This window comes from Photobacterium gaetbulicola, assembly GCF_003025515.1.
GTDB lineage: Bacteria > Pseudomonadota > Gammaproteobacteria > Enterobacterales > Vibrionaceae > Photobacterium > Photobacterium gaetbulicola.
In genome coordinates this window covers 21,979-45,503 of sequence record NZ_PYME01000037.1, presented here as the reverse complement: position 1 = coordinate 45,503, position 23,525 = coordinate 21,979, and the positions used below count along the sequence as shown (strand labels likewise).

General features: G+C 48.1%; 21 protein-coding genes. 17 read left to right on the top strand and 4 right to left on the bottom strand.

Annotated elements, in window-relative coordinates; genetic code table 11:
* Nucleotides 1–202 precede the first annotated feature (202 nt).
* The 9 genes from C9J03_RS23475 to C9J03_RS23435 all read left to right on the top strand — a co-directional run bounded on the left by C9J03_RS23475 (nt 203) and on the right by C9J03_RS23435 (nt 9,676).
* The gene (locus tag C9J03_RS23475; protein ID WP_044621577.1) at nt 203–1,480 is read left to right on the top strand and encodes an ABC transporter substrate-binding protein; all 1,278 of its coding nucleotides are present in this window, start codon (nt 203–205) and stop codon (nt 1,478–1,480) included.
* A 55-nt stretch (nt 1,481–1,535) separates the two neighbouring features.
* The gene (locus C9J03_RS23470) at nt 1,536–2,342 is read left to right on the top strand and encodes a 6-phosphogluconolactonase (protein ID WP_044621576.1); all 807 of its coding nucleotides are present in this window, start codon (nt 1,536–1,538) and stop codon (nt 2,340–2,342) included.
* Between the two features lie 78 nt (nt 2,343–2,420).
* Nucleotides 2,421–3,524 carry a Gfo/Idh/MocA family oxidoreductase gene (locus tag C9J03_RS23465; protein WP_044621575.1) on the top strand — a complete coding sequence of 368 codons (1,104 nt, stop codon included), beginning with the start codon at nt 2,421–2,423 and terminating at the stop codon, nt 3,522–3,524.
* On the top strand, nt 3,517–4,404 hold the full coding sequence (locus C9J03_RS23460) for a sugar phosphate isomerase/epimerase family protein (protein ID WP_052829661.1): 888 nt from the start codon (nt 3,517–3,519) through the stop codon (nt 4,402–4,404). The genes C9J03_RS23465 and C9J03_RS23460 overlap by 8 nt, the downstream gene beginning before the upstream one ends.
* A 116-nt stretch (nt 4,405–4,520) precedes the next feature.
* Nucleotides 4,521–5,438, top strand: a complete 918-nt coding sequence (locus C9J03_RS23455; RefSeq protein ID WP_044621574.1) for an ROK family protein — start codon at nt 4,521–4,523, stop codon at nt 5,436–5,438.
* Between the two features lie 11 nt (nt 5,439–5,449).
* Nucleotides 5,450–6,544, top strand: coding sequence for an ABC transporter ATP-binding protein (locus C9J03_RS23450; protein ID WP_044621573.1), 1,095 nt, complete (start codon nt 5,450–5,452; stop codon nt 6,542–6,544).
* A 15-nt stretch (nt 6,545–6,559) separates the two neighbouring features.
* A complete protein-coding gene (locus tag C9J03_RS23445) occupies nt 6,560–7,504 on the top strand; it encodes a carbohydrate ABC transporter permease (protein WP_231580602.1) in 945 nt (314 codons plus the stop codon).
* Nucleotides 7,505–8,341 (top strand): carbohydrate ABC transporter permease, encoded by an 837-nt coding sequence (locus C9J03_RS23440; RefSeq protein WP_044621572.1) that lies wholly within the window; start codon nt 7,505–7,507, stop codon nt 8,339–8,341.
* A gap of 195 nt (nt 8,342–8,536) precedes the next feature.
* Nucleotides 8,537–9,676: a conjugal transfer protein TraF gene (locus tag C9J03_RS23435; RefSeq protein ID WP_082060513.1), complete on the top strand. Its 1,140-nt coding sequence runs from the start codon at nt 8,537–8,539 to the stop codon at nt 9,674–9,676.
* Between the two features lie 83 nt (nt 9,677–9,759).
* Here C9J03_RS23435 and C9J03_RS23430 read toward each other — a convergent pair whose 3' ends face one another.
* Both C9J03_RS23430 and C9J03_RS23425 read right to left on the bottom strand, forming a co-directional pair.
* Nucleotides 9,760–10,542, bottom strand: a complete 783-nt coding sequence (locus tag C9J03_RS23430; RefSeq protein WP_044621570.1) for a nitroreductase family protein — start codon at nt 10,540–10,542, stop codon at nt 9,760–9,762.
* Between the two features lie 106 nt (nt 10,543–10,648).
* On the bottom strand, nt 10,649–11,038 hold the full coding sequence (locus C9J03_RS23425) for a universal stress protein (RefSeq protein ID WP_044621569.1): 390 nt from the start codon (nt 11,036–11,038) through the stop codon (nt 10,649–10,651).
* A gap of 264 nt (nt 11,039–11,302) precedes the next feature.
* Here C9J03_RS23425 and C9J03_RS23420 point away from each other — a divergent pair, with 264 nt between their 5' ends.
* Entirely contained in the window at nt 11,303–14,596 is a 3,294-nt protein-coding gene (locus C9J03_RS23420) for a mechanosensitive ion channel domain-containing protein (protein WP_231580601.1), read from the top strand.
* A 27-nt stretch (nt 14,597–14,623) separates the two neighbouring features.
* On the opposite strand, the gene C9J03_RS23415 is transcribed toward C9J03_RS23420, so the two are convergent.
* Both C9J03_RS23415 and C9J03_RS23410 read right to left on the bottom strand, forming a co-directional pair.
* On the bottom strand, nt 14,624–15,529 hold the full coding sequence (locus C9J03_RS23415; protein ID WP_044621986.1) for an endonuclease/exonuclease/phosphatase family protein: 906 nt from the start codon (nt 15,527–15,529) through the stop codon (nt 14,624–14,626).
* 198 nt (nt 15,530–15,727) lie between these two features.
* On the bottom strand, nt 15,728–16,417 hold the full coding sequence (locus tag C9J03_RS23410) for a VIT1/CCC1 transporter family protein (protein WP_044621567.1): 690 nt from the start codon (nt 16,415–16,417) through the stop codon (nt 15,728–15,730).
* A gap of 490 nt (nt 16,418–16,907) precedes the next feature.
* Here C9J03_RS23410 and C9J03_RS23405 point away from each other — a divergent pair, with 490 nt between their 5' ends.
* The 7 genes from C9J03_RS23405 (at nt 16,908) to napC (ending at nt 23,443) form a co-directional block, all read left to right on the top strand.
* On the top strand, nt 16,908–17,759 hold the full coding sequence (locus tag C9J03_RS23405) for an alpha/beta hydrolase (RefSeq protein WP_044621566.1): 852 nt from the start codon (nt 16,908–16,910) through the stop codon (nt 17,757–17,759).
* 264 nt (nt 17,760–18,023) lie between these two features.
* The gene (locus tag C9J03_RS23400) at nt 18,024–18,284 is read left to right on the top strand and encodes a chaperone NapD (protein WP_044621565.1); all 261 of its coding nucleotides are present in this window, start codon (nt 18,024–18,026) and stop codon (nt 18,282–18,284) included.
* A gap of 1 nt (nt 18,285) precedes the next feature.
* A complete protein-coding gene (gene napA / locus C9J03_RS23395; protein ID WP_044621564.1) occupies nt 18,286–20,772 on the top strand; it encodes a nitrate reductase catalytic subunit NapA in 2,487 nt (828 codons plus the stop codon).
* A gap of 17 nt (nt 20,773–20,789) precedes the next feature.
* Complete coding sequence (napG, locus tag C9J03_RS23390; protein ID WP_044621563.1) at nt 20,790–21,557, top strand: ferredoxin-type protein NapG; 768 nt, start codon at nt 20,790–20,792, stop codon at nt 21,555–21,557.
* A complete protein-coding gene (gene napH, locus C9J03_RS23385) occupies nt 21,557–22,414 on the top strand; it encodes a quinol dehydrogenase ferredoxin subunit NapH (RefSeq protein ID WP_044621562.1) in 858 nt (285 codons plus the stop codon). Before napG ends, napH begins: the two co-directional genes overlap by 1 nt.
* On the top strand, nt 22,404–22,838 hold the full coding sequence (locus tag C9J03_RS23380) for a nitrate reductase cytochrome c-type subunit (protein ID WP_039465999.1): 435 nt from the start codon (nt 22,404–22,406) through the stop codon (nt 22,836–22,838). The genes napH and C9J03_RS23380 overlap by 11 nt, the downstream gene beginning before the upstream one ends.
* Nucleotides 22,839–22,846: 8 nt before the next feature.
* The gene (gene napC, locus C9J03_RS23375; protein WP_039465998.1) at nt 22,847–23,443 is read left to right on the top strand and encodes a cytochrome c-type protein NapC; all 597 of its coding nucleotides are present in this window, start codon (nt 22,847–22,849) and stop codon (nt 23,441–23,443) included.
* Nucleotides 23,444–23,525 lie beyond the last annotated feature (82 nt).

Here is a 23,525-nt window from a genome sequence, read left to right as displayed (position 1 = left end):
TTTTGCTCACTTTGATTTGGTTCAAATTTTTATAAGAACACATGATGATGGCATTATTGAAGTGTGATCGTCGATTTCTAATTACCTATATCCTGAGCCTTATTGATGCTTATGTCACATATCTCAGATTAAAAACTAGCCAATGTCGAGGTGCGTCTGATTAAATCACTTTAATTGATTTAATCAAGGAGAGGATAACATCATGCCAACACCTTTACGTAGTTTGGGCTTAGCAACAAGTATTGTATTGGGCACCCTGCCTGCAGTGACTGTCGCAGCAGAGGTTACTGTATTCTGCAGTTCTTCTGGTGTAGAGCTGCAACTATGTCGGGAGGGAACATCCAGCTGGGCAGAGAAAACCGGTAATACGGTGAATGTCGTCACGCTTCCCGCGGGTTGGGATGATGTCTTGCCACTATATCAACAGCTACTTGCGTCTAAATCGACGGATGTCGATGTTCTGATACTCGATACGATTTGGCCAGGCGCGCTGAAAGATCATCTCGTTGACATGAGGGAATATGTCAGCAATGAAGAGTTGGGTCAGCATTTCAAAGCTGCCGTTGATGGAACAACGGTGAATGGGAAAGTGCTTTCTATTCCTTGGTATATGGACACTGGATTATTGTTTTATCGCAAGGATTTGCTTGAAAAGTACGAGCAACCTATTCCCACAACCTATATGGAATTAACTCAATCGGCCGAAATGATCCAGGCTGCTGAGCGTAAGCAAGGAAATCAAGATTTTTGGGGTTATGTTTGGCAGGGTAGGCCCTATGAAGGTCTGACTTGTAATATTGCAGAGTGGTTTGGCAGTACGCGCAATGGCTCTATTGTCAGTGACAAAGGGGATATTACGGTCAATAGCCCTGACAATGTGGAAGTTTTAAAAGTTGCCTCTAGTTGGGTAAACAATATCAGCCCTCCAGGGGTGTTGAACTATGACGAAGAATCCTCGAGAGGCGTGTTCCAAAATGGTAATGCCCTATTTATGCGTAACTGGGCGTATGCATGGAACTTAGCCAATTCAGACAGCAGTGTAATAAAAGATAAAGTCGGGGTGGTTTCGCTACCCAAGGCGACACCTGATGGAAAAAATGCCGGTTGCTATGGTACTGCCTTATTGGGTGTCTCCAAGTATTCATCTAATCCCGAAATTGCTGTTGATCTAGTGCAGTATCTTACTGGCCCAGAAGAGCAGAAACGCCGTGCCATTGAAGGTGGATATAGCCCTACCTTGCCTGCGCTGTATCAAGATAAAGAGATCATCGCCGCTAATCCGTTCTTGTCCCACGTAGAACAAGCTTTTGAAAATGTTGTGGCGAGGCCATCCCAGATCGCCGGTGATCAATACAGCCGAGTCAGCTACACCATTTGGTCTGATGTGCATGCCGCTCTTGCTGGCAATACCGACCCTCAAGCTGCTTTAACAAAGCTGGAGCGAGAGTTAGAGCGAGTAAAACGCAGAGCTCGCTGGTAATGAATTGTTGGCACAGCGCTGCTGTGCCATTTCTTTAAGGATTTGGATATAGCCCATGAATACGACAACATTTACCCGTTATACCAACTGCAGTGAACAGGGAGCGGCATTAGCCCGTTATATTCTCTCTGGAGTGGAAAAGGCTAGAGCGAACAATCGTCCTTATTTGCTGGGGTGTCCCGGCGGGCGTTCTCCGATGGCGGTCTACCAAGCAATGGCAGAACAGGCCGGTTTAGAAAACCAAGATCTTAGCCATCTTATTATCATCATGATGGACGACTACGTGCTGGACACCGACCAGGGGCTACGGCAGGCCGATGCTGATGCCCATTATAGTTGCAGACGGTTTGCGGAAGTGGATATTCGGCAGAGATTGAATAGCGATCTGGAGAGCTCCCACCAGATCCCGAAAGAGAATGTCTGGTTTCCTGATCTTGCTGCTCCGCAGGAATACGACAATAGGATCAAAGCGGCAGGTGGGATTGATTACTTTATTCTCGCGACGGGCGGATCGGATGGCCATGTTGCATTCAATCCGCCGGGAACATCGCTCCATGATGTAACCCGGGTGACCAAATTGGCCGACACCACACGGACGGATAACCTCGGTACTTTCCCTGATTTCAAATCGTTGGCGGAGGTGCCTGAGTATGGTTTAACGATTGGCCCTGCCTCTATTGCAGCCCTATCGAAAGAAGCGGGTCTGCTAATTGATGGTGAGCACAAAAAACAGGCAGTCAGGAAAATATTTCAGTCTGATCGTTATGATGAAAGCTGGCCTTCAACCATCATCCATGAGTGCAAGAATGCCAAAGTGCATGTTGTTGATGATGCAATACCCGACGATGTCGCCATCGGTTAATACTGCTTTCTTTTTTTAGTTTCTAGATTTTAGTTTTTGGTTTGATTAAATCACCCAACCGCATGATTGAGAGGAATTATGACGAGTGAAGTATTGAATATTGGTTTGATTGGGATGGGAGAGGCCGCCCAAACCTTGCACCTGCCGACGCTGTTTCGATATAACGAGTTATTTAAAGTGGTCGCAGGCCAAGATATCAGCCCAACATTAGTGAATAGTTTGTGCCAGCAATATCAAATAAACCGGGCATACTCTGAGCCGGAAGATGTCATAAAAGATGATAATGTTGATGCTGTGATCATTATGTCACCTGACCCACTGCATTATTACCATGCAAGATTGGCGATTGAAAACAATAAGCATATATTGTTGGAGAAGCCTTCTTGTCTTCAAACAGAACATATCGAAGAGCTCGTTAGCCTCGCCGAGGAAAAGGGCGTTAAAATTTGTGTTGCTTATATGCGGGCTTACTCTGAAGCATTTCTTCAAGCTGAACAGCAGTTGAAAAGTTTTGGTGAAATTAAAAGCGTACGTGTGAAGGATCTACAGCGTGAAGGGGACTATTATATCCCGCAAGTGAGCCCAACATTTGTTGCTGGCGATTATGACTCCCTAAAAATATCGACATTAGCAGAAGTAGAAACAGCCCAGCGGCAGCATATACTGGGAAAAAAAGCCCACTCGGATTTATTGTGGAAGGCTTATCGAGTTTTGACTGGTGCGGCGATTCATAATTTATCAGCCTTGAGAATGTTGCTCGGGGAACCAGAAAAAGTGGTGAGTGCATACTGTAACCCTACGGGCGAAAATATTGTTATGACGTTGGATTACGGCCACTTTTTTACCAGTTATGAGATCCTCATTGATAACCTAGCTAGGGTTGATGCCTCGATTGAAGTGACCTCGGAATCTGAAATGTTCAGGGTGAACTACACAACCCCATATATCAGAAATTTACCGACGACATTCGAGTACCAGTCATCAATTGATGACCAAAATCATCATAGGGTGAGTGGTCCATTCTATCGCGATCAGTTTACTAATGAGTTATTACACTTCCATTCGGTGCTCACTGAAGGGGGGGACTTCAAAACTACCCTAAGCGACTCCCTTAAAGATATCCAGTTAGCCCAGCGGGCGGTGCAGTGTATTGCCAAAGCATTAGGAGTCGAAGATGAATAATGATATTAAGTTGGCGACTTGTCCCTGCTCATGGGGGGTGTGGTACCCTGAGGATAAAGAGCAGCCTAGTTGGAGTAAGTTTCTCGATGAGGCGAAAGAGGTGGGCCATTCGGTGATCGAACTCGGTCCCTATGGATACTTACCGACAGAAATAGATAGATTGAAAGAAGAGCTCTACTTACGTGATATGTCGGTGTGCAGTACCGCCCATATGAGTGACTTAATTGTTCCTGATGCCCTGCTGCGGATAAGAGAAGATATTGATAAAGTCTGCCCGCTATTGGTCGAGTTAGGTGCCGAGTATTTTGTCTTTATGGATGGTGATGAGCTATATCCACACCCCATGGATAGAAATTTGAACCTGAGCCAATGGCAACATGTTATCAGTGTGATTAATGAGTCTGCAAAAATAGTAAAAGAAGAGTACGGGCTGGAATATGCTTTCCACCCTCATGTGTCGACATGTATTGAAAATGAACATCAAATTATCAGGCTATTAAATGATACCCCTAGTGAGTATGTGAATTTGTGTTTTGATACGGGGCATCATTTATATACAGGTGGTATTCCAGAAGACTTCATTAAAAACTATGGTAGCCGAATTAATTATTATCATTTGAAAGATATGAGTCGTTATGTTCTCGATAAAGTAAAGCAAGAAAAGCTATCTGATAACGATGCGTTTGAAATGGGCGTCATGGTTCCCCTGGGAATGGGAAATGTAGATTTTAAATCCGTTAAAGAGGCGATTAATGCAACTGGCTTCCACGGCTATGCGGTAATTGAACAAGATATTTATCCTGACCGTGAGGGCTTAGCAAAAACCTATGCCCGTAAAAACCTAGACTTTGCCCTAACAATGGGATTAGGAAATAAGTAACGACTGATTACTTTATTGGTTCTGTCTAGTTAATACCCAAATAAGATATTTATCATTTCAGATGAGCATGTGTAGGGAATAACTGGACAGAACCTCTCTAATAAAGGGAGTTTTGCATGGAAGAGGCCAAATACGGAATCGGTGTAGATATTGGCGGAACAAAAATAGCTGCGGGCTTGGTCAATTTAGGTAATGGAAAACTGTATAACTCTGAGGTTATTCCGACAAATCGGCATCGTAGTACTGAAGCAATCATTGAAGATTTAAAGAACCTCGTTCAAGGCCAGCTTAAAGCGGCGTTGGCGTCAGGCCAGAATGTTGAACTTTGCGGTCTTGCTTTTCCTGAGTTAGTGAATAACCAGGGGCAAATAGTCAGTGACTGGAACTTTGATTTAAAACACCTGCGTGAAGAAGATTTCCCTATTTCCCGTGTGCTTTTTGATAGTGATGTCAGGGTGGCAGGGCTAGCGGAGGCTAGGTTTGGGGCAGGTAAGTCATTCCATAGTTTTGTCTATATCTCTTTGGGGACAGGATTAAGCTATAGCCTGTTCATAGACGGTAAACCATGGCGAGGGGCTAATGGTTACGCGATTCATTTTGCCAGCAGCCCCCTTAGTGGGCTATGCCCGCACTGTAGTGAACTTTCAAGTTTTGTTGCTGAAGAGCAAGTATCAGGAAGTGGATTAGCTAGCAGTTGGCAATTGGCAACAGGAGAGCCGTATCCGGGAGGTGTCCCTGCAATGCTCAAAGCCGCGCAATCGGCTGACGGGCCAGAGAGAGCGCATATCCATGCAGCTTCGCAGTGTCTGGGCGGGCTGGTAGCACAAATTGTCAATATGCTCGATCCCGATGGCATTGTTATCGGGGGAGGACTGGGCGTTGCGGGTGGGATTTATCAGGAACTGACCATCCAAGCAATAAGAGAGCGGATTTGGGCCGAAGACTGTAAAAGTATTCCAATTCAATTTGCCCACTTCGGCAATACCGCCGGGATCATCGGCGCTGCGTTGTCGCCTCTGGAATCGAATCGTTAGGGAAAGCAATTATGAACATTTTGACGCTTGAAAATGTGGCCAAGAGCTTTGGAAATAATGAAATCTTAAAGGATATCAACCTGCAAATTGAGCAGGGTGAATTCATCGTATTTGTTGGCCCTTCGGGGTGCGGTAAGTCAACCTTGCTACGAATGATTGCAGGGCTCGAGCCGCAAACCAGCGGTGATATGTATATTGACGGATACGAAGTTAACGATGTGCCTCCAGGTAAGCGAGGGCTTGCAATGGTCTTCCAATCCTATGCGTTATATCCGCACATGACCGTCAGAGACAATATGGCGTTTGCGCTAAAAACAGCAGGCATGCCGAAAAAGCAGATAGAGTCACAGGTTGAGAATACATCCCGGATCCTTCAGTTGGATCATTTACTTGATCGCAAACCCAGCCAATTGTCTGGTGGTCAACGCCAGCGTGTGGCAATCGGGCGGGCCATTGTCCGTGAGCCTAAGATTTTCTTGTTTGACGAGCCGCTGAGTAACCTCGACGCTGAATTGCGGGTGGATATGCGGGTTGAGATATCAGCGCTGCACAAGAAGCTGAACTCTACCATGATTTATGTCACGCACGATCAGGTTGAAGCAATGACCTTGGCTGATCGTATCGTTGTGTTAAATGGTGGCAATATAGAGCAATTTGGTACACCTCTCGCGCTATTTAACCAACCCTACAACCTGTTTGTCGCCGGGTTTATTGGTTCTCCGAAGATGAACTTCATTTCTGGGTCCATGGACAGCAACGGCTTTCATAACCTTGATGGCGACACCGTTACAGATGTCATCGCGCCATATATCAACCAGGTTTCTACCTTGGGTATCAGGCCTAAAGATATTCACTTGTCGACCGAGCCTGTCTCGGGGGCGATGGAAGTTACCGTTAACTTGGTGGAAGTGCTAGGGACGGAAACCTGTGTCTATTGCAGCTTGGATAATGGAGACAAGATTAATGTTGTCAGAGACGGTCAATTGCAATTGGCTACTGGCGATAAAGTCTGGTTGACGGTAGATAAAAGCAAAGCCCATTTCTTTGCTAAAGATGGCATTAACTTGGTTTACAAAACTGAGCATCAAATCGCGATCGCATCTTAAAGAGGGGGAGAAGTTATGGCAACGATGCACCAATCGCTTGAGCCTGTCTCCCTTGAAGACAGGAAAACGAAAAAGCCACTGCTGGCAGTAGTCAAGCAAAGGGAGGCATGGCTATTCTTATTGCCTATGCTTGTGGTACTAGGTGGCGTGGCTTTATGGCCATTGCTGCGAACATTTTATTTTTCATTTACTGATGCCTCATTAACCTCGCCAGAATCGGCGCAATTTATCGGCTTGGAGAATTACTATTTTCTGGTTACGGATCCAAGCTGGTGGAAGTCTGTCTCGAATACCCTTTATTTTGCTGTTGTCTCTGTCAGTTTGGAAACTGTGCTTGGTTTGGGTATTGCGCTGATTTTGAATGCCAACATGCCAACCAAAGGGTTGATGAGAGCCGTCGTTTTGGTTCCTTGGGCCATACCAACAATTGTGTCAGCGAGAATGTGGGAATGGATGTTTCATGATCAGTTCGGGGTTGTGAATCATATTTTGCTTTCCTTGGGAGTGATCAGCGAGAAGATTGCGTGGACCGCTGATCCTAACTGGTCTATGAGTGCGATTATTTTTGTCGATGTTTGGAAAACGACCCCATTCATGACACTGCTAATCCTCGCAGGGCTGCAGTTACTACCAAAAGAAGTTTATGAAGCGGCAAAAGTCGACAATGTGTCGGCGTGGCACCGGTTTGTTTACATCACGTTGCCGCTGCTCAAACCGGCAATTCTTGTGGCAGTCGTCTTTCGTTTGCTTGATGCCTTGAGAATGTTCGACTTGGCTTATGTCCTCACATCCAGTAGTGAGTCGACCATGACAATGTCGGTCTATGCAAGAAAACAGTTAGTCGACTTCCAAGACATGGGCTATGGCTCTGCAGCATCAACCTTGCTGTTCTTTATCGTGGCTCTCGTGACTGTTGTATATCTATATCTGTCGAAAACACGGACTTCAAGGAGTGAGTAAATGAAAATTTCAACGCAACGGCGATGGATGAATATTTCATTTTATGCCCTAGTATTTGTCGTCGTTATTTATACTTTGTTTCCGTTTTATTGGTCTGTTGTTTCCTCATTCAAAACCGGCTCAGGATTGTTTGAGATCGAGTTCTTGCCCAATATTGATTGGTCGAATTATTTGATCGTATTGAATGATGGTGCGTTCATCAAGAATATTGCCAATTCTATTTTTGTCGCAATTTCAGTGGTTTTACTTTCACTGTTTTTGTCGGTAACGGCAGCATACGCTTTGGGAAGAGTGACCTTCAGAGGCCGAACCGCTGTCTTGATGTCGGTGTTGAGTGTGTCGATGTTCCCTCAGGTAGTCGTCTTATCTGGCTTATTCGGTATAATCAAGCAGTTGGGGTTATACAACAACCTATGGGCATTGATACTGTCATACATGATTTTTACCTTGCCATTTACGGTGTGGGTGTTAACGACATTCATGAAAGAGATACCCGTCGAACTGGAGGACGCGGCTCGGATGGATGGTTGCTCAACCTGGCGGATGGTGACTCATATTTTCCTACCGATTATGGGGCCGGCACTGGTGAGCACCGGTCTACTGGCTTTTATTGCTGCCTGGAATGAGTTTCTCTTTGCGCTTACATTCATCCTTAGTGATGAAATGAGGACAGTGCCTGTCGCTATCGCGATGATATCTGGGGCGAGCCGTCATGAATTACCATTCGGAGCGATTATGGCAGCTTCGGTGATTGTAACGGTACCACTTATCTTATTGGTGTTGTTTTTCCAGCGTAAAATTGTTTCGGGGCTAACTGCAGGAGCCGTAAAAGGGTAATCAGAACATCCAAATCGCGTCTAATTTGGATAGCTTGTTGTTATACAAAGCCGAGTAACGCATACTCGGCTTTAATGTTACCCTCATCACTATTTTTCCTATTGAAACAAAAATGTGACTAGCCCCAGTATCCCTCATCATGTTTTAATTGCACGATATTCAAAAGAACAAAGATAACAACTTTCAGGGACTAACATGGTGACAGTGATAAGAGCAGCGGCAGGGATCGCAATGGTTTCTTTGTCGCTCCCAGCGGCGGCTTCGACCACACTTTCTGACACGCGAAGTGTAGGGATGGGCGGTGCTGGGGTTGCATCAGCCAACTACCTGACTGCGAGCTTCCATAATCCGGCACTAGCAACCCAGAACAAAACCCACGACCGTTTTGGGATGATCCTCCCGGTCATAGGCGCGCGAGTTTATGATGGTGATGATCTACATGACCGGGTCGATGCGTTCCAAGATTTGAATGATCAGCTCGCCTCGAATCCTGATCTTGAAGAACAATGGCGTGCTGCCTTGTTAGATCTCGATAATGATCGAATAGATGGTGATGCCAATATTGGTATGGTGATCGCTATTCCTAACCGTGTTGTCAGTACTAACTTCTTTGTATCGAGTAATGTGACTGCAATTTTAACAACGGATATCGATGAGAGTGATTTAGAGAACAAGGAGATTGTGAACTCTAATGCCCAAGGGGTGGTAGGGGGAACCGTCGATATTGGCTTTACTTTTGCAAAAGAGTTTATCTTTCTTGATCGCGACTTAAGCCTCGGTATATCGCCGAAGTTCCAACAAATATTGACTTACAATTACCAAGATAATATCGACTCCTTCGACGATGATGACTTTGACTTCAGTGCCGACTATGTCGATAAGTCCGCATTTAACGCCGATTTGGGTGCCGCCTACGCATTAAGCCGAAATGTAATGTTGGGCTTGAGCGCGCAGAACGTGTTTTCCCAGTCGCTGAAAACCAATATTAGCAATGGCACTCAGGCGACTTATGAAGTGAAGGCTCAATATACTGCAGCGTTTGCGTATAACCACCCGCGGTTTACTGTTGCTGCAGATGTTGACTTGAACAGCAAGCAACCATTCAAAGAAAAATCGTATAAAACCCAGTTTGCCCGTATCGGCTTTGAAGCAGATGCTTGGCGTTTGGCGCAATTGCGCTTGGGTTATATCCACAGTATGACTGACTATGCCGATGATGTCATAACCGCAGGGATAGGCTTGAAACCATTTGGCAAATTCGGTCTAGACATCGCTGCCATGTATGGCGAAGGCGACAACTATGGCGCCTCTGCCCAATTGGTCTTCCACTTCTAAATAGGCCAGAAATTACAGGTGGAGACGCTTGTTATATTTTTAACAAGCGTCTTTTTTATGGTTTTCTTAAATGAAAGAGCAATTTATTTCGTATGGTTCATAAAACCTTGTTTTTCGAGGTAGTGAAGCACGGTTTCAGAAAAACCAATGTGTGATTCACGGGTGTATTTCAAACTGGTATAGATCTGCGCCAAGTTTTTCACATCTGATGCTTCGATTTTCGCTTTTAGCTCGGGGTATGACATATACCGATTCCAGCCATCAGTCTCGCGCTGGTGGTAGATAGCTTTAATCTCTTCATCACTGTGGTCATGGTAGGTTTCGTTGTGAATCAAGCCATCTAAAGGAAGACGGTCCCTGATGTCTGGTGCTTCATCAGCATAACCCAGTGAATAGCCTACCACGGGCACGACTCCTGGTGGCAGTTCCAGAATCTCACCAATTTTATCGCAATTAGCCAACGTTGATCCCATGTAGCAGAGCCCAAGCCCCTTGGCTTCGGCAGCAATGGCAACATTTTGCGATACCAATGTTGCGTCAATGGCGGCGATCATAAAACTCATGAAGTTATCAAAGTTAGGCTGGGCATCATTGATCGCCAGCCATTTTTTCATCCTTCTGAAGTCAGCGCAAAAAGTCAGCAGTACAGGGGCATCAACCACCATATTTTGCTGCATGTGCGGCTCAAACAGGGCTTCGCGGCGGCCCTTGTCTTTGGTCACGATAATTGAATATGACTGCATGTTGCCGGAAGATGACGCCCTGATCCCTGCTTGGAGGATCTGTTGTAAAACATCGTCACTTACTGGTTGTTCGGAATATTGGCGAATAGAGCGGTGGGCATGAAGGTGAGAAAGAATATCCACAGTGTGTCCTTACAGCGTGATGGAACAACAAAAGTACCAAACTTTGGCTTAGGCCTGCTATTGATAATCTAAAAGAAAACATCTCGTATTGTAAGGCGTTTTGTGGTTATTGGTTGAGGTATACGACCAATAAGTCAGCTTCAACGGCGTTTGCTAACTTGGGAATGGATGAAAAAATGCGGCTGAATAATTTATGATGATGTCCGCATACGACTAAATCAATGTTCTTTTTTTTCACTATGCCAGAGAGCTTTATGTGGAGATCGCCAATGACGACGAAGGTGTCAGTGATTGGATAGCCACATTGCTCTGCCAGGGTTTGCAATTCTTCTTCCAGTGTATGCTGTTCTTTTGGCGTCAAAGCAACTCTATCAACATTGACGTGAGCAAAAGAAAGCTTGCATTTCGCACTTCTAGCCAACGAAACTGCTTTTTCAATCACTTCCTGACTGGATTGAGATAAATCAACCGCGACTAAAATGTGCTCATAGCTCATGACGTTGCTCCTCGTTGTTGCGATAGGTTTCCCTTAAGTTTAGTGCTGTGCGAGCGCTTTGATGGTGGAAACACGTCTTAGTTGAAATATGTCCTAACAAAGCAGCCCATGCTGCACGAGAGTATAGTCGCAGGTGCAGGATGACGTTTGCTGTTTAACCTGCGGGGTAGTTTATAGCGTATTAATCTTGATAACCTCCCAGTAAGCCTAAACTTCTACACTTTAATATTGGCTGTGTCATTGGAGGCTGTGTGGGTGTGGTGCTTGGTTAGAAAGTACATTTGTTACCTTGGACTATCGCTGTTACTGACAATGCGAGTCAGTGCGGAAACACTGCCGGATATCGATTTTGTTAATAGTGAAATTGAGCGCCTTAGCAACGATAACCCCAAAGATGAGAACCTACTCCGCCAGTATCAAAGCTTGGCTCAAAGCTTGAGTGATCAGAACGCCTTGGCACAAGAGCAAGCCAAGCTACGTGCTCTCGTTACCCAGTTTCCGCACCGGAGAGGCCTTCTTCGCCAGAAGATCAATGAGGCCGAACAACTTCCCGTCTTTCAAACAGAGCAACTGGAAACCTACGAGGATTTATCGCAAGCGCTGGCAAGGCTGCGAGCTTCGCTCAGTGAATGGCAAACCGCGAGCAAGGACAATGCTGAACAACGGAAGAGACTCAATGATTCCAGGGTTTCATTACCCAATGAAATCGTCAACCTCAATACCCAGCTGGAACAGGCGTCGCTAACTGTCAGTGAAAGTGCAGATAAGCTGCAATCATGGTTGGCTCAGGCCAATGTTGCGACTCTCCAGCAGGAAAAGGAGCAAAAACTGTTGGCGCAGCAGACCTTGGATGAGCGCAGTGAACTGCTGCAGCTAGAGCAGGAGTTACTGGCAAAGAAAATAGACTTGGCAACGCCCTTACAGACCCTGCTGCAAAGACGTTTGACCGAGATAGAGCAGGGTTCGGCTAGGGCTATGATAACCAAAGCTGCGCAGATCAATTCAGAGCTTCATAATTCCCCGGGGGTGCTAGAGGAAAGCATCAAAACACTGCAGGTGCAAGCAGCCACAGTTTTGGATCTTGCGAAAGAGCTAGAGCGAGTTCTGCTCAATGTGGATGATGCGCGTATTGAGATTCACCGTATTCAAGCCGAAAGGCAAAGCCTTAATGATGAACAAGTACTCATCAAGAATAATTTGGACTGGCTGAGAGAGAGTACTGCGTTCGGCGCTTCTATCAGGGCACAATTACAGCGCTTGCCAAGTCGCGTTTCCGTCAGTGCCATTCCTGATCGAATTGCCAATGCCCATATCCGAAAATATGAGATCAGCCAACTTCGCACCGATACCGCTTTTGGTGATCAGGATGGTAGCAGTACGATTATTCAGGAGGCTGACTCGAAGGTTGCATTAAAGCTCAAGAAGCTACACCAAGAGCTTTTGGCTCGGCTTAAACAAGAGTATGACAAGCTGATCAGTGAGCTTAGCCGCCTGCAGGCTGCTACTCTTCAATACAAAAACGAGGTGAATAATGCTCGGATTTTTCTCCGCGAGCAGCAATTATGGATACGCAGCAACCTGCCGCTGTGGAAAAACCTGACACGGTTTGAAATGAATGTGTGGTTTGGTGCCCATACCCCCCTCAAAGTGTTGTTCGAAAGGACAACCCAGCAGCAGCAACTGGCGCTGGCGTTTTCCATTGCAGCCTACACGCTGTTGTTTACCCTCTTGCGGTCAAGACTAACCCGGCTCAGCGATCAGTACAGGATGGACTACAAAAGCCTCTTCGGCCATCCGCTGAGAGATAAATTTCGCTATACCTTGAGTTTGTTTTTCTTAGCTGTGTTCCGGGCCGTCATTTGGCCGTTGTGGTACGGCTTGACGGCCCTTGGAATTTATTGGTTGTGGCCATTACCGACTTCGGGTGATCTTCCCTCCCTGATCTCCGCCAGCGCATGTGGTTTATTTGTGTTGGAGCTGATCCATGGATTAACCGCCGAGGATGGGGTGTTGGATTTGCACCTCAACTGGCCCTCGGAAATCTGTAGCTACCTTCATCGTGAAAGCCGACGGTTGCGCTGGCCGTTGATTGTTATTCTGCTTGCCTTGTATTGCACAGAGTTGGTGTCTGGCGAGAAGGAAGCCGAGGCGTCACGGGTACTGTTTTTGCTGTTGGTCGGTTGTATGGCCTATATCTATACTTTTTTATTCAAGCGCGAACGTTTACCTATGGTGTTGCCGTCCCCCCTGCATCAGGGGGTACCGCTGATGCTGATCCGCGGTTTAGTCATCGGCTCTTTTTTCGTCATAATATTGATGTCTGTTATGGGGCTCTACCTGGCTTCCTGGGTATTGCTCAACTATCAGCAGTTGACTCTGTTTTTGATGCTTGGGGTTTTGCTGGCCTATCAGATGGGAGAGCGGTGGCTCAAGCTGGAACATCGTCAGCTGAACTATCAGCGCCTGCTGGAAAAGCGAGAGGAATTGCTGGCCCATCAGCAAGAGCAGGCGGGTGAGCCTCCGGAGCTGGCTGAACTGCGGGAAGTGATGCCGGAAGTAGAAGAGAGCAGTTTGGATGTAGAGCAGGTCAGTGAGCAATCGCTCACCTTGCTGAGAGGGCTATCCCTGCTTGGATTTATTCTGGCTTTGCTGACCTTGTGGTCGAGTGCTCTTGAGATGACCAGTTGGCTATCCCACAAGGTCGTCTGGCAGGTAAGTGAAGTGGGGGAAACCGGGGTGGTGATGGTGGACATCACGCTGCAGTCGCTGTTGTATGCGCTTATTACTCTACTGGTTACTTTTATTGCGGTGAAGAATCTCCCCGGTATTTTGGAGCTGCTGGTACTGCGCAGGTTGGATCTATCCCCGGGTATGGGCTATGCCACAACGACGGTGATCCGTTACTTGCTGATGCTAGTCGGGGTGTTTACTGCTTGTTCGCTTATCGGTTTTCAGTGGTCGAAACTCCAGTGGTTGGTCGCAGCGTTTGGGGTCGGTTTGGGGTTTGGCCTGCAGGAGATTTTTGCCAATTTTATTTCGGGCTTGATCATCTTGTTTGAACGGCCTATCCGTATTGGTGATATTGTCACCATCAATGAATTATCGGGAACAGTGAGTAAAATCAAAACTCGGGCGACCACGATCATAGACTGGGATAACAAGGAAATCGTTGTGCCCAACAAGGTTTTCATTACCGAAAAGCTGATTAACTGGTCCCTGACCGATCCTATTACCCGTATCGTTATCCCGATTGGTGTTGCCTACGGCTCTGATATCGAGCGCGTCGAGCAGCTCCTTTACCAGGCCGCGACTACCCATCCGCTGGTCCTCAAAGAGCCCCCGCCTTCGGTATATTTTCTCGCTTTCGGTGCCAGTAGTTTAGACTTCGAATTGCGGGTTTACATTACCGCAATAGAGCATCGCTTATCGACTATCCACCTGATCAACAAGAGCATTGACAGTTTGTTCAAAGAGAACGGTATTGAGATCGCCTTCCCGCAATTGGATATCCACGTGAGGGATGTGAATCAGGGGAAAGGTAAACCGCGCGGCGATTAGGGTTTGGTGTCCTTACCTGCAAGGGGCCTACAGTTTCAGCATGATTGACAGCGGGCAATGGTCACTGAGCTGATACTGCTTCAGCTGTTGTTCGGTATAAAGGTGTTCAGATAAGGGTACCTCGGTGGTGTTCTTATTATGTATTCGGCTATCGATAATAAAGTGATCGATAAATCCGGGATATTGCCTCTCCTCCCATGTCCGTTTGCGCTTGTTATAGGCCTGCGAGCGGCATTGGCTTGTTATCCCTTTGGTGGCCAGTATCGGATCCGGTGACAGTCCAGCGGTGAGTTTTTTCCAAAAGTTATCCCCTTTGTTTGCCAATCGGCGGTTAAAATCCCCCAAAATAATAAAGGACTGTTGTTGTTCTTGCCGTTTGGCTATCCAGTTTTTGAGTACCTCAAATTGCTTTTTTAAAACAGTACAGTTCTTGTTGCGGTGACGGTTACTGTAACACCCGCTTTTGAGGTGCACGGCTAATAGTCTTAGGGACGGTTTTCCTTGTTGAAAAAGAGAAATATCGACACCATAACGCAGGTATTGGTTATTCCACACATCCAGCTGTTGGAGGTCAGGATGGCGCCGATACTCAATTCCTTTTCGAATCGCAAAGCCGACAAACTGCGGCCAGATCTCGTCATTGTTTGTATCTTTCCTATTCGAGAACTCGATCTGATACTTGCTCAGAGGAATGACTTTGCTTATCGACAGACGGTTAGCGACTTCCTGAAAGGCCATTACATCCGGTGAAATAGCATTGATGATTTCTGCCATGGCCTGATAGTCGCTGGGCTTTCTTAACGGGATGCTTGAGCGCGGTTTTCCTCTAGGCTTGTCTTCAGCGAGCCAATTGAGATTCCAGGTGGTCAAAGTTAATGATTTAGCTTTTAATTCTGATACTGCACCTATCACTTGTCCTGAAGTGATAATCATCCAAAGCAATAGTAAATAGTACGCTGGTGGTATAGTCATAATAGTGGGCGTCGATGCTGAAAAATGTACTTTTACCGCGTATGAACGAAAAAGCGATTCACCTTGGTCGCAATGAGGGATGAAAAACAGTTTGAATGTAATGGTCGTCTTGTTGCTGAAAACTGTGGTGGATTCCTCGCAAAGAAAGGTTTTTACTGATCAGGCAACAACCCCAAAGACTTGACCGACCACGGCTGTCAGCACCATGGCCAGGGCTCCCCAGAAAGTGACTCGTATTGCGCCTGTTCTCATTGAGGCTCCGCCGGCTCGGGCGGCGATGGCACCGAGAAAAGCTAAGAAGAGCAGGGAGAAAACAGCGACTAACATGATCAGTAAAGCTAATGGTACAACCCATGCCACGAGTAAAGGGAGAGAGGCGCCTATTGTAAAGGTGGTGGCTGAAAACATGGCTGCCTGTATGGGGTTTGCACCGTGAGTATCAGATAATCCTATCTCATCTCGGGCATGGGCTCCGAGGGCGTCATGCTCCATCAGTTGTTCGGCCACTTGACGGGCCAGTATGGGTTCGAGTCCTCGTTGCTCATAAATTAGGGCAAGTTCATCGATCTCGTCTTCGTAATCTTGCTCCAATGCTTGTTTCTCAATAGCGAGGTCTGCCTCAATAGTGTCTAGCTGAGAGCTCACCGATACATATTCGCCAGCTGCCATCGACATCGCACCAGCCACTAAACCGGCAATACCTGCAAGAAGGATACTATCTTGAGTGGTATTGGCTGCGGCAACGCCAATAATCAGACTGGAGGTGGAGACGATACCATCATTGGCACCCAGAACAGCAGCCCGTAGCCAGCCAACTCGGTTGGAGCGGTGATTTTCCTCATGGCTCATATATCATCCCCCGTTAGGTCTCTTGCCCAGTCAAATTAAGCATAAATCAATAATCACAAATAAACGCAGTGTATTTGGACTGGAGGCGAAAATATATTGCTGGCAGGCTCAGTTTGGTCAGTATGATGTGAGCGCCTGTGCTTCTGACACCTGAGTTACAATCGGCTCAAGCAAAGGGAGTTAATAATGCCATCGCCTTACGCTTAATCGTGATTTTACCCTGTGAAAGAGGGCAGTATTTTTAGGTGGTGATAAATACACATTCCATTTAACACAAATAAAAAGTATGTGATTGTGAATGTAATCCGGTAACGACTGTTGTTATCGGCCATTTTACCAAGGTCGTAGACTGTTGTTTTACTAAGGTGTTGATATTAATGTAATTGGTCCTTGGGGAGATATTTTTAATTATTGAAATTGTTATGTTAGTACAATTAAATTATTTGCCATCAACTTAGAATATGAGTAGGGACAGGTAGGAAGGTGAATTATGAAAATCCAGAGCGTTAAATATTCTGATAGAGAGTTTGAATATTATTTTTCAAATTGTCAGCAAGAGGTTAGTCAGCAAGCAAGTTCCCTTCCTCCCGTTGTTTTTATTCACGGTATCCTTAGCAGTGGCCAGCTATTTACCCATCACATGATGCCTTATTTTGACTCGCTGGGTTTGACTACTTATTCCCTGACTCTCCGTGGCCATGGTTCACATTCCGTAAAGCCATCATCCCGGCCTTTTGATGATCATATTGATGATGTAGCGACTTTTATTGAGTTTGTATACCAACAGGAGAAAAAGCCCGTAGTGGTGGCCGGGTACTCTCTCGGAGGTTTGATTACCCAGCATGTCTGCCTGCGTGAAGAGATAAAGCCGAAATTAGCGGGTATGGTATTGATGGCATCGGTTCCCCCGCAAGGCTTTAGTCAGTTGAATCAAGCAATGTGGCTTGATAACCCTGTTTTATCTTTGGTCTTAGGACAGGTAATGGTTATGCCGAATATGGCGTTGCTTAACCCCTATTATCGCAACGTCTTGATAGATGCATTGTTTGCCTGCAAACCCAATGAGCAGCAGCTGGGGATGCTGCTTTCAGAGCTCAAGGCTGAAGATCTGCGGTTGTTCTTAGAGCCTCATCCTATTGATGACAGGTTATCATTGAGTGTTCCTGTCACTGTCGTCGGGGCTCAGGAAGACAAACTGGTACCTGCATCTCAAGTGGAGGCCACGGCGGTATTTTACGGGGTAGAGCCTGTGTTCTTCAGCCCGATGGGGCATGCAATGCCAGTGGAAAAAGAAGTGGCAAAACTAGCCGCTTACCTTGCCGGGTGGTGCAGCAGCTTGTGATGCCGTTAAGGCTATCGCCTTGGTGAAATTCACTTCACGGCCTCTTCTCTGAGGCTAGTAACATCCTGATTTACATTAATGTGAGCTCGGTGTTGTCGATTTTTTGATCTAAAACAACCAATCCCTCCAATACCCCTTTGTGGGTATCCAACCTATCCGTATTAGGCATAAATTAATCAATAACCACTAAATTATTAAGTGTATTTTTTTGCACTTTTTGATTTGGGAAGGATTCGGTGGTGTGCCTTAAAGGGGGGCTTTGTTGTGAGTGAGTTCCATGTCTGCAGCTTGATTGTTTACGTCGTGGCTGAGCAGCTTGAATCAATAAAAAAGACCATAGAGAGCTTACCGGGGGCAGAGGTGCCGATTTTTGGTGAATCAGGGAAATTGGTTGTCGTGCTTGAGGGCGAGCAAAAAAACGACATTGTTGGTCGTTTTGACTACATCAAGCAGTTGCCCGGGGTACTCGATACCACACTGGTTTACCACCAAATGGAAGAACAATCTGAGCTAAAGGAAGCGTAACATGACAGTTACTAGACGTAGTTTCTTAAAGGCCAATGCAGCCATTGCTGCCGCCAGTGCAGCAGGGTTAACCATACCAGTCTCGGTGGCCAATGCCGCGGATGGCGATCAGGAAGTGAAGTGGGACAAGGCCCCATGCCGCTTCTGTGGTACGGGCTGCAGTGTGCTGGTGGGTACCAAGAATGGTCGAGTGGTGGCATCACAGGGAGACCCGGATGCACCGGTAAACAGGGGCCTTAACTGTATCAAAGGCTACTTCTTGCCTAAGATCATGTATGGGGAAGATCGCCTGACCCAACCGTTATTGCGAAAGAGAGACGGCCAGTATCACAAGGAAGGTGAGTTCACCCCGGTCAGCTGGGATGAAGCCTTCGATGTGATGGCTGACAAGTTCAAGCAGGCACTGAAAGACAAAGGTCCTTCTGCCGTTGGCATGTTCGGCTCTGGCCAGTGGACAGTCTGGGAAGGCTATGCCGCGGCGAAATTGTACAAGGCGGGTTTCCGCTCCAACAATATTGACCCGAACGCCCGCCACTGTATGGCGTCAGCGGTCGTTGGGTTTGGCCGTACCTTCGGTATGGACGAGCCTATGGGTAGCTATGACGATCTCGAACATGCCGATGCCTTCGTGCTTTGGGGATCTAACATGGCTGAGATGCACCCAATTCTCTGGACCCGCCTGACCGACCGCCGTCTGTCATCTGACAAGGTGAAAGTTGCAGTACTGTCGACCTTTACCCACCGCAGCTATGAGTTGGCTGACAACCCAATCATTTTCAAGCCGCAGACCGATCTGGCTATCCTCAACTTTGTTGCCCATTACATAATCGCCAATGACAAGGTCAACACGGACTTCATGGACAAGCATGTCAACATCCGCAAGGGTGTGACGGATATCGGTTATGGTTTGCGCCCAACCCATCCATTGGAAAAAGCAGCCAAGAACCCGGGTAGCGGTGATTCGACGCCGATGAGTTTCGACGATTACGCCAAGTTTGTCTCGACCTATACCGCGGAATACACCTCGGAGCTGACAGGGGTACCGGTCGACCAGCTTAACGCGTTGGCCGAAATGTACGCCAACCCGGAAACCAAGGTGGTGTCCTACTGGACCATGGGCTTCAACCAGCACACCCGCGGTGTATGGGCCAATAACCTGATTTATAACATCCATTTGCTGACCGGTAAGATCTCCAAGCCGGGCTGTGGCCCATTCTCGCTGACTGGCCAGCCATCAGCCTGCGGTACGGCGCGTGAGGTCGGCACCTTTGCCCACCGCTTGCCAGCCGACATGGTGGTGATGAATCCGAAGCACCGTGAAATGTGTGAAACCCACTGGAATATCCCAGAAGGCACGATCCCACCGAAGCCGGGTTACCACGCGATTTTGCAAGACCGAATGCTCAAAGATCGCCAGCTCAATGCCTACTGGGTGATGTGTAACAACAACATGCAGGCCGGGCCGAATATCAACGAGGAGCGCCTGCCTGGCTACCGTGATCCCGCTAACTTCATCGTGACTTCTGATCCTTACCCAACCGTTACGGCCATGGCATCGGACTTGATCTTGCCAACCGCAATGTGGGTGGAAAAAGAAGGGGCATACGGTAACGCCGAACGCCGCACCCAGTTCTGGCACCAGCAGATCAGTGCGCCGGGCGAGGCGAAGTCGGACTTGTGGCAGCTGATGGAATTCTCCAAGCGCTTCAAGGTCGAGGAAGTGTGGCCGCAGGAATTGATAGCCAAGAAATCTGAGCTCAAAGGCAAAACGCTGTTTGAGGTGCTGTTCAAAAACGGCAAGGCCGATAAATACAGCTTGGATGAAATCGCCGCCGACCAGCTCAACGACGAATCCCGTCACTTTGGCTTCTATGTTCAGAAAGGTTTGTTCGAAGAATACGCCTATTTCGGTCGCGGTCATGCCCACGATTTGGCACCGTTTGATATGTACCACCAGTCCCGTGGTTTGCGTTGGCCTGTGGTTGATGGCAAGGAAACGGTATGGCGTTACTCCGAAGGCTATGACCCGTATGTGAAGAAAGGCGAAGAGTTCGCTTTCTACGGCAAGCCGGACAAAAAAGCGGTGATTTTCGCGCTGCCGTACGAGCCGCCAGCAGAATCACCGGATAATGAGTATGACCTGTGGCTGTCTACTGGACGGGTACTGGAGCACTGGCATACCGGTTCGATGACCCGCCGTGTGCCGGAGCTATACCGCTCCTTCCCGGATGCAGTGCTCTACATGCACCCGCTCGATGCCAAAGAGCGCGGGCTACGCCGGGGCGATGCTGTGAAAATTGTTTCCCGCCGTGGTGAGGTACTCACCCATGTGGAAACTCGCGGGCGTAACCGGGTTCCGCAAGGCTTGGTGTATATGCCTTTCTTTGACGCCGGGCAGTTGACCAACAAACTCACGCTTGATGCGACCGATCCAATTTCGAAAGAAACGGACTTCAAGAAATGTGCAGTGAAGGTGGTTAAAGCCTAACTATTGGAAACAGACTGATGAAGCGTTCACCTCTCAAATCATCACAAAGCCGCCGCCGTTTCCTCCGGGATGCCGCGCGAACGGCTGTGGGTGTGGGAGCGGCAGCGACCGTACTCGGACTACAGAGCAAACAAAGCCAGGCTGACAGCAGCGGTGTGCCGATAAGGCCGCCGGGTGCATTGCCTGAGCCGGAGTTTTTGCAGGCTTGCTTGCGCTGTGGGTTATGCGTTCAGGCGTGTCCTTACGATACCTTGAAGCTGGCAAGCTTGTTGTCGCCAGTGGCCTCGGGGACACCGTATTTTACCGCCCGAGCGATTCCGTGTGAGATGTGTGAAGACATCCCCTGTGTGGCAGCCTGCCCGAGTGGCGCGCTGGATCAAGGCCTGACCGATATCGATGATGCCCGGATGGGCACCGCGGTGTTGATTGACCATGAAACCTGCCTCAACTGGTTGGGTTTGCGCTGTGATGTGTGCCATCGGGTTTGTCCGCTGATTGATGAAGCGATCACCCTAGAACCGATCCGCAACCAACGTACCGGCTACCATGCCAAGTTTATCCCGACGGTGCATTCAGATGTCTGTACCGGCTGCGGTAAATGCGAGCAAGCCTGTGTACTGGATGAAGCGGCGATCAAAGTTGTGCCGACGGCATTAGCCAAAGGCGAGCTCGGTCACCACTACCGCTTGGGTTGGGAAGAAAAGGCCAAGAAAGGGGAAAGCCTGATCCCTGAGGATCTGACTTTGCCAGCTTACAAGCCGGGTAACAGTGGAGGAGGTCAGTAATGGCTAAGCATTTGGCAAAAGATGCCGGCAAGGCAGCGACCGCCTCGCTAGGCTGGTGGAAAGCCCACCGCTTCTTACTGCTTCGTCGCAGCTGTCAGCTGCTGATCATCGCCTTGTTCATTATCGGCCCGACACTGGGAGTACTGCGTGGCAATTTGTCGGCAAGCACATTGTTCGACACGGTGCCTCTGACTGACCCGTTGATCTTGCTGCAAACCATAGCCGCAGGCCATTGGCCTGAGCTGGCAGCCCTGCTTGGTGGTGTCATTGTGGTGGGCTTTTATGCCGTGCTGGCCCCTCGGGTGTTTTGTGCCTGGGTATGCCCGCTCAACATGGTAACGGACTTGGCTGCTTGGCTTCGCCGAAAACTGGGGATCAAGCTCAGTTACCGATGGCCATCAAGCCTGCGTTACTGGTTGTTGCCGGTGTTGTTACTGGGTAGTGCGGTATCGGGCAGCGTGTTGTGGAGCTGGATTGACCCTGTTGCGGCACTTCACCGTGGCTTGGTGTTCGGCATGGGCGCGGGTTGGGTGCTGATCTTGCTGGTGTTCTTGCTTGACCTGGTATTGGTCGAGCATGGCTGGTGTGGTCATTTATGTCCGCTTGGCGCGACTTATGGGGTGATTGGCCGTAAGAGCCTGGTTCGTATCACCGCGACCAACCGCGAAGCCTGCAACAAGTGCATGGATTGCTTCAACGTGTGCCCCGAGCCAGAAGTGCTCAGGCAGCCGCTCAAAGGCGGAGATCGCAAGGTGATGAGCCAAGATTGCATCAGTTGTGGACGCTGTATTGATGTCTGTTCCGAGGAAGTATTGGAATTTAAAATAAGAATTGGAGCCAATAAAGATGAAGGGTAAGTATGTTGTGTCTGCGCTGCTGGCGGCTGTCGTGAGCCTGGCAGCATTTGCAGAGGTTACCTCGTTACGTGGCGCGCAGGAGATAGGGGATACCAATACCGTTGCGCCCATCAAGCCGGTGCCAAAAATGCAAGATAAGCTGGCCTTGGAATATGTCCATCAACCCCCACTGATCCCGCACTCAACGGAAATGGTGCAGATCAACCCGAGCAACAATGGCTGTTTGCAATGCCATGATGTCGACAAGTACCGCAGAACGGGCGCTCCGAGGGTGAGCCCGACGCACTACATGGACAGTAACAACAAGATCCTGAGTGACGTAGCCCCTCGCCGTTACTTCTGTTTGCAGTGCCATGTACCGCAGGCTGATGCCGCGCCGCTGGTGGAAAATACCTTTAAACCGGCTGGTAAATTCGGCCAATAGGAGGGGCTATGGAGAGTCAACGACCTGGAATCATCCGGCGTTTTTGGCAGTGGTTCAGAAAGCCCAGCCACTTTGCGATTGGCACTGTCCTGACCGTGGGTGTGGTTGCAGGTGTTATCCTGTGGGGCGGGTTTAACACTGCGATGGAGTACAGCAACACGGAAAGCTTCTGTATCGGTTGTCATGAAATGGAGAACAACGTTTACCAAGAGTATGTTGGAACCGTTCACTACAACAACAGCAGCGGTGTCAGGGCAACCTGTCCGGATTGTCACGTACCCAAAGAGTGGGCTCCGAAAATGGTGCGAAAGATCCAAGCCTCGAAAGAGCTGTATGCCAAAGCGCTGGGACTTGTCGATACCCCGCAGAAGTTCGAGGATCACCGGTTTGAAATGGCCTCCCGAGAGTGGGACCGGATGAAAGCCAATGATTCTCAGGAGTGCCGGAACTGCCACAATTTTGAATACATGGATTTCAGCACCCAGAAGTCGGTCGCTGCCGGCATCCATAGCCGGGCCATCGAAGACGGCAATACCTGTATTGATTGCCACAAGGGTATTGCCCACCAACTACCGAAAGGTCATAAAATCGAAAGTGCGATTTAACGACGTGTAATTGCGATAAAACGAATCCCCAGTGGAGTGTTCCGCTGGGGATTTTTGTATCTTTTGACCTTGAGAACGGCGA